This is a genomic window from Marinobacterium rhizophilum DSM 18822, from assembly GCF_000378045.1.
GTDB classification, from domain to species: Bacteria; Pseudomonadota; Gammaproteobacteria; order Pseudomonadales; family Balneatricaceae; genus Marinobacterium_A; species Marinobacterium_A rhizophilum.
The window spans coordinates 15,370-31,665 of sequence record NZ_KB899101.1; the positions used below are offsets into that span (position 1 = coordinate 15,370).

The 16,296-nt window shown below is 61.2% G+C and carries 14 protein-coding genes; 10 read left to right on the forward strand and 4 right to left on the reverse strand.

Features of this window, described 5'->3' with window-relative positions; genetic code table 11:
- The first annotated feature begins 24 nt into the window (after window positions 1-24).
- The 9 genes from F451_RS0114295 to F451_RS0114335 all read left to right on the forward strand — a co-directional run bounded on the left by F451_RS0114295 (window position 25) and on the right by F451_RS0114335 (window position 12,621).
- Window positions 25-1,668 (forward strand): long-chain-fatty-acid--CoA ligase, encoded by a 1,644-nt coding sequence (locus tag F451_RS0114295; RefSeq protein WP_020682067.1) that lies wholly within the window; start codon window positions 25-27, stop codon window positions 1,666-1,668.
- A gap of 244 nt (window positions 1,669-1,912) precedes the next feature.
- Window positions 1,913-3,316 (forward strand): sodium-dependent transporter, encoded by a 1,404-nt coding sequence (locus F451_RS0114300; protein WP_020682068.1) that lies wholly within the window; start codon window positions 1,913-1,915, stop codon window positions 3,314-3,316.
- An 87-nt stretch (window positions 3,317-3,403) separates the two neighbouring features.
- Window positions 3,404-4,411 (forward strand): hypothetical protein, encoded by a 1,008-nt coding sequence (locus F451_RS0114305; protein WP_020682069.1) that lies wholly within the window; start codon window positions 3,404-3,406, stop codon window positions 4,409-4,411.
- A gap of 153 nt (window positions 4,412-4,564) precedes the next feature.
- Window positions 4,565-5,152 carry an RNA 2',3'-cyclic phosphodiesterase gene (thpR, locus tag F451_RS25620; RefSeq protein WP_020682070.1) on the forward strand — a complete coding sequence of 196 codons (588 nt, stop codon included), beginning with the start codon at window positions 4,565-4,567 and terminating at the stop codon, window positions 5,150-5,152.
- Between the two features lie 361 nt (window positions 5,153-5,513).
- Window positions 5,514-6,785, forward strand: coding sequence for a M24 family metallopeptidase (locus F451_RS0114315; protein ID WP_020682071.1), 1,272 nt, complete (start codon window positions 5,514-5,516; stop codon window positions 6,783-6,785).
- Window positions 6,786-6,798: 13 nt separating this feature from the next.
- Entirely contained in the window at window positions 6,799-7,839 is a 1,041-nt protein-coding gene (locus F451_RS0114320; protein WP_020682072.1) for a threonine aldolase family protein, read from the forward strand.
- A gap of 304 nt (window positions 7,840-8,143) precedes the next feature.
- Complete coding sequence (locus F451_RS0114325) at window positions 8,144-9,574, forward strand: aldehyde dehydrogenase family protein (protein WP_020682073.1); 1,431 nt, start codon at window positions 8,144-8,146, stop codon at window positions 9,572-9,574.
- A gap of 30 nt (window positions 9,575-9,604) precedes the next feature.
- Complete coding sequence (locus F451_RS0114330) at window positions 9,605-10,900, forward strand: amidohydrolase (protein ID WP_020682074.1); 1,296 nt, start codon at window positions 9,605-9,607, stop codon at window positions 10,898-10,900.
- Between the two features lie 215 nt (window positions 10,901-11,115).
- Window positions 11,116-12,621, forward strand: coding sequence for a fumarate hydratase (locus tag F451_RS0114335; RefSeq protein WP_020682075.1), 1,506 nt, complete (start codon window positions 11,116-11,118; stop codon window positions 12,619-12,621).
- Window positions 12,622-12,900: 279 nt separating this feature from the next.
- On the opposite strand, the gene F451_RS0114340 is transcribed toward F451_RS0114335, so the two are convergent.
- The gene (locus tag F451_RS0114340; RefSeq protein ID WP_020682076.1) at window positions 12,901-13,230 is read right to left on the reverse strand and encodes a hypothetical protein; all 330 of its coding nucleotides are present in this window, start codon (window positions 13,228-13,230) and stop codon (window positions 12,901-12,903) included.
- A 173-nt stretch (window positions 13,231-13,403) separates the two neighbouring features.
- Here F451_RS0114340 and F451_RS0114345 point away from each other — a divergent pair, with 173 nt between their 5' ends.
- Window positions 13,404-13,850 carry a flavodoxin domain-containing protein gene (locus tag F451_RS0114345; protein ID WP_020682077.1) on the forward strand — a complete coding sequence of 149 codons (447 nt, stop codon included), beginning with the start codon at window positions 13,404-13,406 and terminating at the stop codon, window positions 13,848-13,850.
- 74 nt (window positions 13,851-13,924) lie between these two features.
- Here F451_RS0114345 and nfsA read toward each other — a convergent pair whose 3' ends face one another.
- The 3 genes from nfsA to F451_RS0114360 form a co-directional block, all read right to left on the reverse strand.
- Window positions 13,925-14,662: an oxygen-insensitive NADPH nitroreductase gene (nfsA, locus tag F451_RS0114350; RefSeq protein WP_020682078.1), complete on the reverse strand. Its 738-nt coding sequence runs from the start codon at window positions 14,660-14,662 to the stop codon at window positions 13,925-13,927.
- Window positions 14,663-14,745: 83 nt separating this feature from the next.
- On the reverse strand, window positions 14,746-15,336 hold the full coding sequence (locus F451_RS0114355) for an alpha-ketoglutarate-dependent dioxygenase AlkB family protein (protein WP_020682079.1): 591 nt from the start codon (window positions 15,334-15,336) through the stop codon (window positions 14,746-14,748).
- Window positions 15,336-16,220, reverse strand: a complete 885-nt coding sequence (locus tag F451_RS0114360) for a ribose-phosphate pyrophosphokinase (RefSeq protein WP_020682080.1) — start codon at window positions 16,218-16,220, stop codon at window positions 15,336-15,338. Before F451_RS0114360 ends, F451_RS0114355 begins: the two co-directional genes overlap by 1 nt.
- Window positions 16,221-16,296: the final 76 nt, after the last annotated feature.

Here is a 16,296-nt window from a genome sequence, read left to right on the forward strand (position 1 = left end):
TTTAAAACCGTGCAGGATGGAGTCATGCCTACAAAAATAATCGAGCCCTGTCGGGGGGCCTATCAGTATCCGCTGCTGATCAAGAGTCTGCTGTTGTCGGGCAAGCGTTATGCGTCGCAACAGGAGATCGTGCATGGCGCGATGCGCTACAGCTACTCCGAGCTGAACGAGCGCATCTGCCGGCTGGCCCATGTGCTGGGGGCGGCAGGCATCGGCGCCGGTGATACGGTGGCGGTGATGGACTGGGACAGCCATCGTTACCTGGAGGCCTATTTTGCCGTGCCCATGATCGGCGCAGTACTGCACCATGTGAATGTGCGTCTTAGCCCCGACCAGGTGGCTTATACCATGCAACATGCCGAGGACAACCTGGTACTGGTACACGATGATTTTCTGCCGCTGCTGGAGGTATTGGCGCCGGCGCTGCCCGGTGTGCGGGGCTACATTCAGCTCAGCGACACCGCCCAGCCTGCGTCCACTTCACTGGCGCCACTGGGCGAATACGAAGCCCTGCTGGCGGCGGCTGACAGCCAGTATGAGTTTCCCGACTTCGATGAAAACTCCGTCGCCACCACCTTCTATACCACCGGCACCACCGGTGAGCCCAAGGGGGTGTGTTTCAGTCACCGCCAGCTGGTGTTGCACACCCTGAACCTGACCACCACCCTGGCGGCGTACGAGGGCATTGCATTGCTGCGCTCGGAGGACGTTTACATGCCCATGACGCCCATGTTTCACGTCCATGCCTGGGGTGTGCCCTATGCGGCCACCTTGCTGGGGGTGAAGCAGGTGTACCCGGGACGTTACGATCCTGATCGTATGGTGCGGCTGTACCGGGATGAAGGCGTCACCTTTTCCCACGGTGTTCCGACCGTGCTGCAGATGATTATGAACTGCGAGGAGGCCGGCAAAACCGATCTTGCCGGCTGGAAACTGCTGACCGGCGGTGCGGCACCGACCGAGGGCATGGTACGGCAGATGGCCGAGCGCGGTATTCAGTTTTTCACCGGCTACGGGCTGTCTGAAAGCTGTCCGGTGCTGTGTACCTCCTTCATGACCCCACAGGAACATGATCTGCCGCTGGAGCAGCAGCTTCCACTTCGCATGGCGGCCGGAGTGCCGGTGGGGCTGGTGGATCTGCACCTGATCGATGACCAGGGGCTGCGGGTAGCCGAGGATGGCAGGAGTGTGGGCGAACTGGTGGTCAGGGCTCCCTGGCTCGCCCAGGGGTATTACCGTGATGAGCACAAGAGCGCGCAGCTCTGGCAGGGAGGCTGGATGCATACCGGGGATGCGGCCAGTATCACCCCAGAGGGCGTTGTGCATATTCGCGACCGTATCAAGGATGTGATCAAGTCCGGCGGGGAATGGGTATGTTCGGCGCAGATCGAGAGCCTGATCAGCCTGCATCCTGCCGTGGCCGAGGTGGCGGTGGTGGGCGTGCCGGATGAGCGCTGGGATGAGCGCCCAATGGCACTGGTGGTGCTGGCGCCGGACGCAGAGCTGGAGCCGGGCGCACTGCAAAAGCACCTGATGCAGTTTGTGAGCGCGGGGCGGTTAAGCAAGTGGGCCGTGCCTGAGGAAGTTTGCATTGTCGATACGATGCCTAAAACCAGTGTCGGCAAACTCGACAAAAAGCTGATCCGCGAGCAGTTGCAGGAGCGCTGAAACCGCCAGGGCCACGGCTGTTCCCAGCCTGTGCGGGGCGGCAAAACTGCGGGCGTTTGTGCTATTCTTGCGCCCGAAATTTTTGCGGACATGGGGCCATAAGCCCACCGCACCCGTATCGGGGTCCTGCTGCTGCTCTAAAGTACGGTATTCCGAGTGCAATTTAATGGCTGCAGCCTATCGGCCAGGGCCCGGCACACCTGCATTATCCCGCCAGGTGCGCTGCAGATTGAGGAGATATTTGATGTCCAGCATCGAATCGGCCAGTAGCGCCGTCGTGAGTCGCGAGGCCGCAGTGCACCCGCAGTGGTCCTCCCGGCTGGCATTTATTCTTGCCGCCACGGGGTCCGCCGTAGGCCTGGGCAATATCTGGAAGTTTCCCTATATTACCGGCGAAAACGGCGGCGGCGCCTTTGTGCTGGTGTATCTGCTTTGTATCCTGGTGGTGGGCTTGCCGATACTGGCCGCCGAAATCCTGCTGGGGCGGCGCAGCGGCTGCAGCCCGATAAAGGGGATGACCCTGCTTGCCCGGCGTGATGCGGTGTCACTGCGCTGGGGCTGGATGGCCTGGGTTGGTTTTGTGGCGGCCTTTGTACTGTTGTCGTTCTATTCGGTGGTGGGCGGCTGGTCGCTGGCGTACATCGGCCTGGCGGCCCAGGGCTTCTTCAGCGGTGCTGACGCGGCCACCATCGGCGGGCTGTTTGGCCAGTTGCTGGAAGACCCCGGCGCGCTGCTGCTGTGGCACAGTGTGTTTATGCTGCTGGTGGTGCTGATCACCGGTTCCGGTGTCCGTGCGGGCATGGAGCGCAGTATAAAGCTGCTGATGCCGCTGCTGTTCGTGTTGTTGCTGGTGCTGGTGGGGTACGCGGCAGTGCGTGGCAACTTTGCCCAGGCGCTGAGTTTTCTGTTTTCTCCGGACTTCAGCAAGCTGTCTACCGAAGGTGTCCTGACGGCGCTGGGGCATGCCTTCTTTACCCTCAGTACCGGCATTTGCGTGATGATGGCCTATGGCTCCTATCTTCCCCCGCAGGTCAATATTGCCCGCACTGTCGTGACCATTGGTCTGCTGGATACCCTGGTGGCGCTGTTGGCGGGGCTTGCGATCTTTCCGCTGGTGTTCGCCAACGGCCTTGAGCCGGGGGCCGGCCCGGGCCTCATTTTCGTTACGCTGCCACTGGCCTTTGGCCAGATGACCGGGGGTGTGCTGTTTGGCACCCTGTTCTTCATCCTCTTGCTGGTGGCCGCCGTGACGTCGGCTATTTCGATGATCGAACCGGTGGTGGAATGGCTGGAAGACAAGGGCGTATCACGCATGCTGGGTGCGCTGATGTCCGGCGCCATGATCTGGCTGCTGGGGGTGTGCACGGTGCTGTCATTCAATGTCTGGGCGGATTTCCACCCGCTGGATTTCATGGCGCGCTTCGAGGGCAAGACCCTGTTCGATCTGTTCGATTTCCTGGTATCAAACCTGGCGCTGCCGATCGGCGGTCTGGCGATTGCGCTCTATGCCGGCTGGGCGATGAAACCGCAAACGCTGCGCGATGGTATCGGCCTCGGTGACGGTGCTGTTTTCACGCTGTTTCATTTTGTGCTGCGCTTCCTCAGCCCGGCGGCGGTACTGGTGGTGTTTGTCTATAACCTCGGCTGAAGCACGTCGCTGGCGGCACACTTTTGCGGGGGCGGTAAAACTGCTAGGGTGAGCTTCTTTCGGGGCTAAACAGGTTGAACTGCGACTATGAGTCGTTCGCAAGAGTTTGATATTCCTGATCTGGGTCCGGCACAGGATGACGCTCGCCACGGCGCAGGCGCTGCCCGCACCGCCGTTGATCCGTCGCACGGTCGCGCAGACCGTCCGGCGGCCCCACGGCCTGAGCCTGCAAAGAACGGTGGCAACCTGCTGCACAGTATGGTGCTGGTGTTGTTGACCGGCGCGTCCAGCGGACTGGGCTACTGGGGATATGGCCTGCAGCAGGACCTGGACGCCAGCCTGGCACAGCAGTCCCAGGTGGCACAGCGGCTGGCCGACCTGGAACAGTTGCTTGAAGTCACCAGTGACAGTGCCAGCCAGTCGGGGCAGACGCTGAGCGGGCGGCTGGAACAGCAGGGCAAAAGGGCACTGGAGAAATACCAGCATTTCGATTCCGAGATCGCCAAGCTCTGGACGATTGCCTACCAAAGCAACAAACCCAAACTCGAAGCCCAGGAAAAGCAGCTGGCCAGCCAGACGGAGTCGCTGGCACAGCAGAGCAAGCAGCTCGATGCGCAACGGGCACAGCTGGCGCAGCTGGACGACCAGCTTAAAACCCTGCGCGCCGAACTGGATGCCCGCGCCGGCGATGTTAAATCCCTGCAGGCGGGGCAACAGGCCGGTGACAAGGCGCGGGCTGGGATCGAACAGCAGCTTGCGACCTTGTCCGGGCTTGAGAAAGGGCAGTCCGGCATCAAGGCCGATCTGGATAAAACCGTGCAGGAGATGAAGCGCGCGGTAGCGACGCTGGATACCCAGGTGCGTATCAGTGAAGAGGTGCAGTCCGAGAAGGTTATCGCCCAGCAGCAGGCATTGCGCGTACTCAGCGACAAGGTGGCAACACTGCAGGCCAGTGCCGGCAATGCCGATGTGGCCCGCCGCGTGCGGGTCAATGAACAGGCGATTCAGGCCATCGATGGCAGCCGCCGGCAGCTTAATCAGCAACTGCTGCAGCTGCGTCAGCAGCTGAACGATCTGCAGTTGCGCCTGCAGTAATGCGCTGTCGCGCCGTGCTTGCGATGTTTCGGGACAGCCCCCCACGACGGGGGCTGGCGGGCACGGCTTTACGAATGCTGAATCAGGCATTGCGTCGGTGACGTTCGCAAGGCAGAATGACTCGTCTATCTATAAGGCTAACTGCTCCTAGTGATGAATATACGTGCATTTTTTGCACTCAAACTGAACGATCAGATGGTACGTCGGTTGTCTGATCATGCTGATACCCTGTGCGCTTACGATCGAAACATGGAAGTGAACTGGGTCGAGTCCGAGAGCTATCACCTGACGCTCTGTTTTCTGGGCGACATCAAGATTTCCCAGGTCGAAACGCTTGAGCGCCTGACTCGCGAGCAGCTTGCCGAGGTCGACCCTTTCCAGGTGCGCCTCGACGCAGTCGACTACTATCCGGTCAGCCGCCAGCTGGCGCTGGTGGCTGCCCTGAGCGATGGCAGTGAAGAGTTGCAGTCGCTGCATGATCAGATGGTCCAGGTGGCTATCGCCGCCGGCATCGATTACGACCAGACCGATTTCAAGCCTCACGTTACCCTCGGACGTCTGCCTGCGGACAACACTTTTGAGCCTCCGGTCCACTGGCCCGAACTCGACCTGCAAAGCCCGGCTTCTTCCGTTGTGCTCTATCTGAGCAAGCCCGGTGAGCGCGGTTCTCTCTATACCCCCCTGTTTGAAGTGCCCCTGCAGTACGGCCTGCAGCGCGCCCGTTACGCACGTTACGCCTGATATTGAAGTAGCCCCTGCCCGTGGCAGGGGCCACTGATTCGCCCGCTGACGACTTAACAATTAATGCTGTTCATACTCTGCTGGCATGACGGTCTCGCTGGCAAGCTTTCCGTTTGGCTTGATTTCTCCCTGTAAAGTCAGTTTATGTGCGCAATCTCAGCACATTTCATGTTTTTTGCCGCTTTTTTAATGGGCGTGCCTGCGCTTGTTAAACTGCTGTTCGTCTTCGGCCAACCCAGTTTTTGCATGATCATTATTCATGTCTATTTAAATCCGCCCCCCTTGTCCACTAGGCTGGTTTAGGGGTTCAGGCCCCGGAGGAATGAAGGAGCGAGACTCGACTTAACTCGGAGGTGCAGCCGTGGAGAACATCAGTGGACGCTATTTCGATGATGCCGAGTATCAGCGGCGCCGTATTCTGGTCAGGGAAGGCATGTCGGCGCGGGGGCTGGATGCATGCATCATCGCCAGCCCCGAGAATATCTATTATCTGACGGGTCTTGATCATCAGGGTTACTTTGCCTGCCAGCTACTGGTGTTGCCGGCGGAGGGCCAGCCGGTGCTCATCACCCGGGCCATGGAAAAGGCGACGGTGCGGGATCAGGCACCGGATGTGCGTCATGTCGGCTATACCGACGGTACCGAGCCGAGTCCCGGCGAGGTCGGTGAGGCGCCGCTGGTCGAGAGCACCTGGCCGGTGACGATGGGGGCTCCGACTCGCGAGCCCCGGCGCCGGCCCTACCTGATGCCGTCTGCCGCCGTCAGTGAGACGGTGAAGGTACTGCGTGATATCGGGCTGGCAAAGGCGGTCATCGGTATCGATATGAACAGCACTTTCCTGCCGTATTCCATTGCCGAGGGCATCATGAATGGTGTGCCGGATGCCGATTGGCAGCAACTCGAGAGCCTGGTGGATGACGTTCGCATCGTGCAGTCCCCGGCGGAACTCGAAATGACCCGCCAGGCGGCGGCGATTTCGGACTCGATGATGCTGTCGGCCATCGCCGCCGCAGGTCCCGGCGTTAACGCGCGGGAGGTGATGGCCGCAATCTATGATGCAATGTTCCGCCGCGGCGGCACCTATCCCGGTTTTGTCCCGCTGGTCCGCTCGACTCGCAACCTGGCCCACGAACACGGTACCTGGGAAGACCTGGCGCTGGTGCACGGCGATCTGTTGTTTCTCGAGATGGCCGGCTGCGCGCGCCGCTACCACGCCCCGATTGGCCGTTTCGTCTTTATCGGCGAAGCGCCGCCCGAGACGCTGAAGGTGAACGCCATCTGCCAGGAGGCGATGATGGCGGCGGCGGCGAACATCAAGCCCGGTGCGTTGGCAGGAGACGTGTACGAGGCCTGGCAGGCGGTGCTCGATGCCAATGACCTGTCCCATTATTCGCGCCATCACTGCGGCTACTCCATCGGCATCGGCTACCCGCCGAGCTGGTCCGGCAGCGGCGTACCGGTCGGATTGCGACGCAACTCCCAGATGCGCCTGCGCGAAGGCATGACCTTCCACCTGATGAGCTGGCTGCTGGGCTCGGGTATCGGCGATGCCTTCCTGTCCGATACAGTTGAAGTCACGGCCAGTGGTTGCGAGTTCCTGACCAAGGTTGACCGTAACGTGCTGGTTCGCTGAGGCGGAGGTGAGGATGGAAAACCACTATGCGCACCTGCTGGCCAGCGACAACGTTTCGGGGGTGCATCCCGAGGTGATGGCCAAGCTTGCCGAGGTTAACCGCGGCCACGTGCCGGGGTATGGCGCCGACGCCGTAACCGCGGCGGCGCTGGAACAATTTCGCGCGGTGTTTGGCGAGAACAGCGAGACACTGCTGTTGTTCAACGGCACGGCGGCCAATGTGCTGGCGCTCAAGGGCATGCTGCAGAGCCACGAGGCATTGTTCTGTGCCGAGGAGGCGCACCTGCAGGTCGACGAGTGTGGCGCGCCGGAGCACTACATCGGTTGCAAGCTGATACCGGTGCCGGCCATGCGTGGCAAGCTGACGCTGGCACGGATCGAGCAGCTGGTGGCAGCGGATCTCGATGTGGTGCACCGCAGCCAGCCACGGGTGATCTCGCTGGCCCAGGCCACGGAGCGGGGCGCCGTTTACAGTCTTGAGGAGCTGCGTGCCATTGGCGCCTTTGCCCGGCAGCGGGGGCTGCTGCTGCACATGGACGGTGCCCGACTGGCCAATGCGGTGCAGGCGCTGGGCGTCAGTTTTGCCGAAATCGTTGAAGGTTTCGATGTGCTGTCGTTTGGTGGCACCAAGAATGGACTGATGATGGCCGAGGCGGTGGTGGTGCTTAATCCCGCGCTGCGGGGCGCCTATCCCTACATCCGCAAACAGGGCATGCAGCTGGCATCCAAGCAGCGTTTTCTTGCCGCCCAGTTCCTGGCCTATTTCGAGAACGACCTCTGGCGACGCAATGCCGGCAACGCCAATGCCATGGCCCGCCGGCTCGCCAGCGGGCTCGGCAGCCTCAACGGGGTCACCCTGAGCGCGCCGGTCGAGATCAACATGGTGTTTGCACAGGTTCCGACCGACTGGCTGGATGCCGTGCAGCGCCTGACGCCCTGCCTGGTCTGGCCGGGGGACGCCTTCTCCGAAATCCGTCTGGTCACCTCATTCGATACCCGCGCTGAGGATATCGATAATTTTGTTCGGGAGTTCGGCCGCCTGTCTGCGCGCTGACCCCTGGCTCTGTCGGCTTTAGCCGATCATTGCCTGGCAAAGCCGTTTGGTTCAGCACATTCGTGTGCTTCATCCCTGCGGGGTTTGCTCGTTCAATCGCGCCCGGCGATTGAACGAGGCAGCTTTTGAGCCCTGTTGAGGCGGCAAGGAGGTAGCTTATGCATTGCGGTTCTGTTTAACGCGACAGAGTACAGAAAATAACCCGCGTCGCTTTTCCCGCACGGCTGCAGGGGTGCAGGAGGCAGGGCGACGCCCGACAGGCACCCGGTCCCGTATCTTTTTCAAACCCGCTGGAGGCATCTCCATGAGCAATATCGACGTCGTCAATCCTTACACCGCAGAGCAGGTGTTCTCGCAACCATCGGAAACTTTCGCGGCGGTCAGTGCGCGCGTTGATGCCGGCCAGCAAGCGGCGCGGGCCTGGCAGGCCCTTTCGCCGCACGAGCGTGCCGGCCATGTTCTCAAGGCGCTGGACTATTTTCGCGATAACGCTGAGGAGATTGCAGCAGGGATCACCCGGGAAATGGGCAAGCCCCTGGCGGCGGCCAGCGAAGAGCTGACGTACATGCTCGAGCGGGCAGAATATTTGTGCCGCTTTGCCACCGACGGTGCCCTGGCGCCCATCCGCCATCCGCAGTATGAGGACGAACACTTCGAGGGCCGGATCGAGTGCCGCGCCAAGGGCGTTGTCTACATTATTACGCCCTGGAATTATCCGCTGTTCTGCGCCATCAATGGGTCCGTCTGCGCCTTGCTGAGTGGTAATGCGGTGCTGCTCAAGCATACCAGTACGCCCTCGGTGGGCGCCCATTTTGAACAGGCGTTCGGCTCGATGGCCGGTATCGATCATCTGCTGAGCCAGGCGGTGGTGGACTTCGATGTCTCGGCACGCATTATCGAAGAGGCCGACATCAATCATCTGGTTTTCACCGGATCCGTGCAGGGCGGGCGCGTGGTGCAGCAGAGCATCGCCAAGCGGGCCTTCAATGAGAATGTGCCGGACCCGTTTATCCAGTGTTCGCTCGAGCTTGGCGGTAGCGACGCCGCCTATATCGCCGAGGATGCCGACCTCGACCAGGCCGTTTTGTGGACCGTGAAGATCGGGCGGCTGCACAATTCCGGCCAGTCCTGCTGCGCGGTGAAACGGGTCTTTGTGCACGCAAGCCTGTACGACGAATTTCTTCACCGGGCCCAGGCAGTGATGGACGCCGAGGTCAGCGGTGATCCGATGGCGGCTGAAACGACTCTCGGCCCCCTGTATGGCGGCCGGAAAGCGGTGTCAGGATTGCTGGATATGGTGAAGCAGGCCCAGCGCCTGGGGGCGAAGCTCTGTACTGGCGGAGAGATCGAAACGCACGGCGGCACCGAGTTCCTCAAGCCGACGCTGCTGGCCGATGTGACTGGGCAGATGCGGGTCTTGAAAGAGGAGACTTTTGGGCCGGTACTGCCCGTGATGAAAGTCGTCGATGACGCAGAGGGGGTCGAGCAGGTGTGCAATAGTCGCTACGGCCTGACCGCGTCGATCTTTACGCGCTCGCGCGAGCGTGCCGAGCGCTTTGTTGCGGCGGTGGATACCGGGACGGTGTATGTCAATCGCTGTAACTTCGTTGATGCCCGCCTGGGCTGGATCGGCCAGCACGCATCTGGCAATGGTTCGCTTGCGCTGGCACCGGAGGGGCTGCAGGCGTTCAGCGCGCGCAAGTCGGTAAACGTCGATCCCGGCAACCTGAGCTGATCTGAACCCTGAAATAAAAGGAAGCCTTGCATGTCCGAATTGCCGCCCTGTCCCGATCGGGATCTGATGCTGGAATTGAGCGAGACCCGTCGGCGCTTTCACCGAACGCCGGAACTTTCCTGGACCGAGTACCTGACCACCGCACGCCTGTGCGAGGAGCTGGAAGCGCTGGGATATACCGTCCAATGGGGGGACGCGCTGTACCGGGAGCCGCCCGGCAATCCACCGGACAGCGACACGGACCGCGCCGCCTGGGAGCGTGCCGAGCGCGCACTGGGCGCGGGGAACCGCTATTTGCCCGGGATGCGGGGCAATCGCACTGGCCTTGTCGCGACCCTGGAGGGGGGCGGGCCCGGTCGCGTGTACGGCCTGCGGTTTGATATCGACGCACTGCCGATCAATGAGAGCCCCGAGATGGGCCACAGGCCCGCGGCCGAGGGGTTTGCATCGGAGCATGCCGGCATCATGCATGCCTGCGGCCATGACGGTCACCTGACGATTGGTCTCGGGCTGGCGCGACGGCTGGCGGCGAGCCGCGATCGCTGGAATGGCCGAGTGCATCTTTTCTTCCAGCCGGCCGAAGAAGTGGCCGGTGGCGGTGCGGTTTTCGCAGGATTACCGCAGCTGGCCGAGGTGGAGCGCTTCCTGACGCTGCATCTGGGAATTCTGGATCGCTATCGCATCGTGTTTGATGCGACCTGGATTGCTGCACGGATTTACGATGTCGTCTTTCGTGGCCGCGCCAGCCATGCCGGCAACGCGCCCCAGGATGGCCGCAACGCGCTCCTGGCAGCCTGCCAGGCGGTACAGGGGTTGTACGCGCTGCCACGCCACAGTGGCGGAATGTCGCGGGTCAATGTCGGTCGGTTTCGCTCCGATAATGCCCAGAACGTGATTGCCGACGAAGTGCGGCTGCGCTACGAGGTGCGCGGCGCCGACAACGCCATCTGCGACTTTATGGCCGATGCGGCAGAACAGGTGCTCGACGGCGCTGCGCGGATGAACGGGGTGGCGTGGGAGAAGAGCGTATTCGCCGAGTTTTCCAGCTATCCCAACAGTCGCGATCTGGCGGCGTCGGTGGCCGCGACTGCACTGGCACTCGGGCTGCCCGAAGCACTATTGCAGGACAGTTTCCTGGTCTCGGCCAGCGAGGATGCCGGCTTTCTGATCCAGAAGGTGCGTGAGCAGGGCGGCCAGGCGACCCACCTGATTCTGGGCTCACCGGTCGGTGGCGGCCACCACAGCCCGACCTTCGATTTCGACGAGGAACTGCTGGGCTGGGGCGTATTGCTGTTCGAGTCTCTGGTGCTGAATAACGACACCTGAGCCGGGTGGGATGCAGGGCAGGTAAACCGCAGCGAAACCCGTCGCACGCATGCCCGGATTGCCGAATGCGTAGCGGTTTTCTTCCAGCCTGCGGTGTTATACCAAGGGCATAACAGCGAGCGCAGCGTTTTGGTGTATAATCGCGCCGCAACAAATTCAAGCAGCCGGTTGACAAGAGCTGCCCCTACATAGCCTGAGCCAGACGGAGAGTCTCAATGAGCGTGATTCGCCAAGACGATTTCATCAGCAGCGTCGCAGATGCGCTGCAATTCATCTCCTATTATCACCCTATCGACTTTGTGCAGGGCGTTCACGAAGCCTACCTGAAAGAGCAGAACCCGGCCGCCAAGGATGCGATGGCCCAGATCCTGATCAACTCCCGCATGAGTGCGGAAGGGCGTCGACCCATCTGCCAGGACACCGGTATCGTTACCGTGTTTGTAAAGGTGGGGATGAACGTGACCTGGGACGCCAGGATGAGCGTTACCGACATGATCAACGAAGGTGTGCGTCGGGCCTATACGCACCCGGACAACGTGCTGCGTGCTTCCATCCTGGCGGATCCCGCCGGCAAGCGTCAGAACACCAAGGACAATACGCCGGCGGTGATCCACTACGAAATCGTTGAAGGCGATGAAGTGGATGTGCAGATCGCCGCCAAGGGTGGCGGTTCCGAGAACAAGTCCAAGATGGTGATGCTGAACCCTTCCGACAGCATTGTTGACTGGGTGGTCAAGACTGTCCCCACCATGGGGGCTGGCTGGTGCCCGCCGGGCATGCTGGGCCTGGGCATTGGTGGTACCGCCGAGAAAGCCGCGGTGTTGGCCAAAGAGTCACTGATGGACCCCATCGACATCCACGAACTGCGCGAGCGCGGCCCGCAGAACCGGGTTGAAGAACTGCGTCTGGAAATCATGGATGCGGTCAATGCGCTGGGTATCGGTGCCCAGGGCCTGGGCGGCCTGACCACGGTGCTGGATGTCAAGATCAAGGACTACCCGACCCACGCCGCCTCCCTGCCGGTGTGCATGATTCCCAACTGTGCCGCAACGCGCCACACCCACTTCACCCTTAATGGCAATGGCCCGGCTATCCTGACGCCGCCGAGCCTGGAAGACTGGCCGCAGGTTACCGCCGAAGTCGGTGCCAATACGCGCCGGGTTAACCTGGATGGTATTACGCCGGAAGAGGTTGCGACCTGGAAAGTGGGCGAAACCGTGCTGCTCAACGGCAAGATGCTGACCGGCCGTGATGCCGCCCACAAGCGCATGATCGAAATGCTCAACAAGGGTGAGGAGCTGCCGGTCGATTTGCGCGGCCGTTTCATCTATTACGTTGGGCCGGTTGATCCGGTAGCGGGCGAGGTAGTAGGACCGGCGGGTCCCACCACCGCGACACGGATGGACAAGTTTACCCGTCAGATTCTGGATCAGACGGGCCTGCTGGGCATGATCGGAAAGTCCGAGCGTGGTCCCGTGGCCATCGAAGCGATCAAGGACTACAAGGCCGTTTACCTGATGGCCGTCGGTGGTGCCGCCTACCTGGTGTCCAAGGCGATTGTCGGCGCCAAGGTGCTGGCCTTCGAGGAAATGGGTATGGAAGCCATTTACGAGTTTGAGGTCAAGGACATGCCGGTGACGGTGGCTGTGGATGTCAACGGCGAGTCGGTGCACAACACCGGACCCGCCAAGTGGAAAGAGATCATCGCCCGTTCCGCCTGATCTCGTTTCGCGTTGATCAGAGCGAGGAGCTCTGATCTGTCAGCAAAAAATCCGGAATCCTGGTGAGGGGTTCCGGATTTTTTATGCCTGTCCTGTACGCGCTTTATCTGCGCGCGGCCCAGTCATGCGCACGTCAATGAAAATGCCAGTCAGCTGAGAGTCTGGACTGGCATTCGGTTGGGGTTTGGGTCTTGTCGCCTGGGGGCGATGGTTAAGCGTGGCCTTGTGTTACCGTTAAGCGATCTCCCTGCCTGCATTGCCTGTATTGACTGCGCGGGTTCAGGCGCAGTCACGCGCCTTTTCAATTTTGCGTTTGGCATCGAGGTAGCGGGGCATGGGGCCGACATCCTCATAAATGGGGTCGCCGTCTTCTATGCGTATGACTTTTGGGCCCGGCCGATAGGGCATTTTCTCTTCCACCTCCTGCAGGATCGTATGCAGCAGAGATGTGCAGACTTCATCGCGGGTCAGGCCGAAAGCACTTGCCAGGGCTTCTATTCTGACAAGGTCCTCGCGCGCGAGGGTTACCTTGAAGTCGGTCAGGCTGTTCTCGTACAGGGCTTTGCGTTCTAGCTCTTCGAGCAGGCGGGATACATGGCTGGCAGGCATGATACATCTCCTTTGATGACTACAGTCTAAAAGCTAGTTCAGGCGGGGGAATTTGGCGAGCCATTTTTGTCGGGGGATTGGGCCTGCCAGGCGCGAACATGGGTGGTTTATATCGCCCAGCCTTTTCACTAAAATGTTGCGCTTGCAAAACATTAACGAGGACCGGGCGGAATATGGCAAACATCAAGATTTTGGTAGGAACAACGTTCGGGGCGACTCGGGAGATTGCCGATGATTGTGCGGCGCAGCTAAAAGCGCTCGGTCATGATGCCACCGTGCTGCGTCAGCCACAGTTTGACGACGTGGTCGCCCCGGATACGGAAGTTCTGCTGGTGTGTTCTGCGACGATTGGCCAGGGGGAAGTGCCGGAAAACCTGCTGCCCCTGTATCTGGAGCTGCGCGACCGCTTCCCGCTGATGCCCCAGGTGGGATTTGGCGTGATTGCCCGTGGCGACAGCTCCTATGATGATTTCGCCGAGGGTGGCCGCCAGGTAGCCGACCTGCTGCGTGAACTGCAGCTGCGCGAACTGGTTTCGCCGCTGTTTCTGGATGCTTGTGAAACCATGGATCCGGAAGCCGAAGTGGATGCCTGGATCCAGGGGCTCGCGGCGGCGATCTAATTCGCGACCCGTTGGAGCTCATTCCATGGGCGAATTACGTCGGTGATTCGCCCGAAGACCGGGCTTGCGCCAACTCAGCGCTTCAGAAACCCGCAGCGTTGCAGGAATCCCAGCATGTGCGGGCGGGCTTCCTTGATCAGCATGCCGGATATCTGTTCACTCCAGCTCATTACCTTGCTTGCACCGGTACGGGTGCGGTAGTACTCGCGTACCTCTGCATCATACTGTTCGATGATCCTGGTATCGGAACTGTCGTCGTAGCGATCCTGCTTCAGGACCACCGACAGGGGCAGGCGCGGCTTGGTTTCCGGATCCTGGTCAGGAAAGCCCAGGCACATGCCAAATACCGGATATACCAGATCCGGCAATTCAAGCAGTTCTGCGACCTCGGCGATTTGATTGCGCAGGCCGCCGATATAGACGATGCCCAGCCCAAGGGACTCGGCGGCGACGGCGACGTTCTGTGCAAACAGGGCGCAGTCGGCGGTAGCGGTGATGAACTGTTCGGTGAAGCCTGCCTGCATCTGGGCCTGGTGCATGTCGCAGGCCAGCTGGTGGCGCTTCATGTCGGCGCAGAACACCAGGAAGGTCGGTGCCGCGGCAATGTAAGCCTGATTGCCTGCACAGGCGGCGAGACGCTCGCGCTTGGCCTGATCCTGCACCTGGATCACGGTGCAGGCCTGCAGAAAGCTGGAGGTGGCCGCGGCCTGGCCGGCGCGCACCAACTCCTCCACGGTACTCTGCTCGATCGGCTCGGCGGTAAACTTGCGGATGGATCGGTGGGACTTGAGTAGCTCGATAACCTGATTCATGTAAACGGATCTCCTGTGCAACGCGCATTTTAACGTTCCAGGGTCGCTGATGTCAGGGGGCGGCGCAGGGAAAGAGCAGGGTGTCAGCCCGTGATGTAGCGAAACGTCAGGTTAAGGCGGGGCGCACAGGCGCGGCGGGTTCGAGGCAGGGCATGTTGCCAGTGGTGCTGGGTGCTGCCGCGCATCAACAGCAGGGAGCCGTCATCCAGTGTGAGCTCGATTTTGGGCTGCTGGGGGAGCTGTCGATGACGCAGCAAAAAGCGCCGGGGCTGGCCCAGACTGAGTGAGGCGATGACCGGGTTGAGCCCCAGTTCAGGCTCATCGTCGCTATGCCAGCCCATGCTGTCGCTGCCGTCGCGGTACAGGTTAAGCAGCACGCAGTTGAACGTCCAGGGCACAACCTGAGCGATCTTCTGGCGTAGCTGTTCGACTAACGGGTGCCAGGGCGCTGCGTCAAGCTGCAGTCCGGAGTAGCGGTAATGCAGCCCGGCCTCGCCCTGAAATTGCTGCAGCCGGGGAATGGCATGTTCGCGGCCAAACAGCCGAATGCGATCCTGCCGCCAGTGGATTTCCTCGCTCAGTGTCCTCAGCAGCCGGGCACTGTCGGACGGGGCGATGAACTGGCGGTACAGCACCAGGTCGATACCGGGTCCGGTGATGTGCTCCGGTTGCATCAGCCCTGTAGCCAGTGGCGGCAAGCTGCCGCCAGCGCCTCGGCGATGTGGATGGCATTGCTGGGGTGGGGGATGCAGTCGGTCGAAATGACATCGGCACAAGCCTGCAGCTGGCGATAGGCATCGCCGGCGAATATGCCATGCACGGCAATGCAGGTGGCGCGCGGCAGGCCTGCCTGCTGCAGGTGATGCAGTGTCTCCAGCATGGTATGACCGCTGGAAATGATGTCGTCGACCAGCACCGGGGTATGCGTGCGCCAGCGTTCGACGTCCGGCAGTGATACGTCAACCGTATAATCGCCATGACGCTCCTTGTGCAGAATCTGCCAGGGCGCCCCGGCCAGATTGGCGACATCGCTGACCCACTGCTCGCTTTCTGCATCCGGACCGATGAGCAGGGGATGGCGTATCTGCTGGCGTATCCAGTGTGCGATCAGCGGCGCGGCGGGCACCAGAATACTTCTGAGACTGTAGATTTCATCGAGTGATGCGTAGCGGTGCAGGTGAGGGTCGACGGTAATCAGGCCATCGAAATGGTCGGATAGCAGGCGCGCAAACACACGCGAGCTGACACATTCGCCCGGCTTGAAACGGATGTCCTGGCGCATGTAACCCAGATAGGGGCTGATCAGGAGCAGACGGCTCGCGCCCAGCTCACGCAGGGTCGCCGCGGCGAACAGCAGCGGTGCCAGCTTCTCATCCGGATGATGAAGGTTGCAAAACAGCAGGCAATCCCGGTCCTGGCACTCGGTGTGAAATCGCAGGTAGGACTCGCCGTCCGGAAACCGGTGCAGCTCCAGTTCGCCGCTGTCTGCCGGCAGCAGTTGCGCCAGTCGAGCCGCCACTGCAGGGTCCGAGGCCAGGTTAAACAGCAGAGGCTTCATGTGACGGGCTCCGAAAGCGGTTGTAGCGCGACGGTGTTGACGCGTGCTGGCTGCGCCATTCTCACCAGCCGAGCCG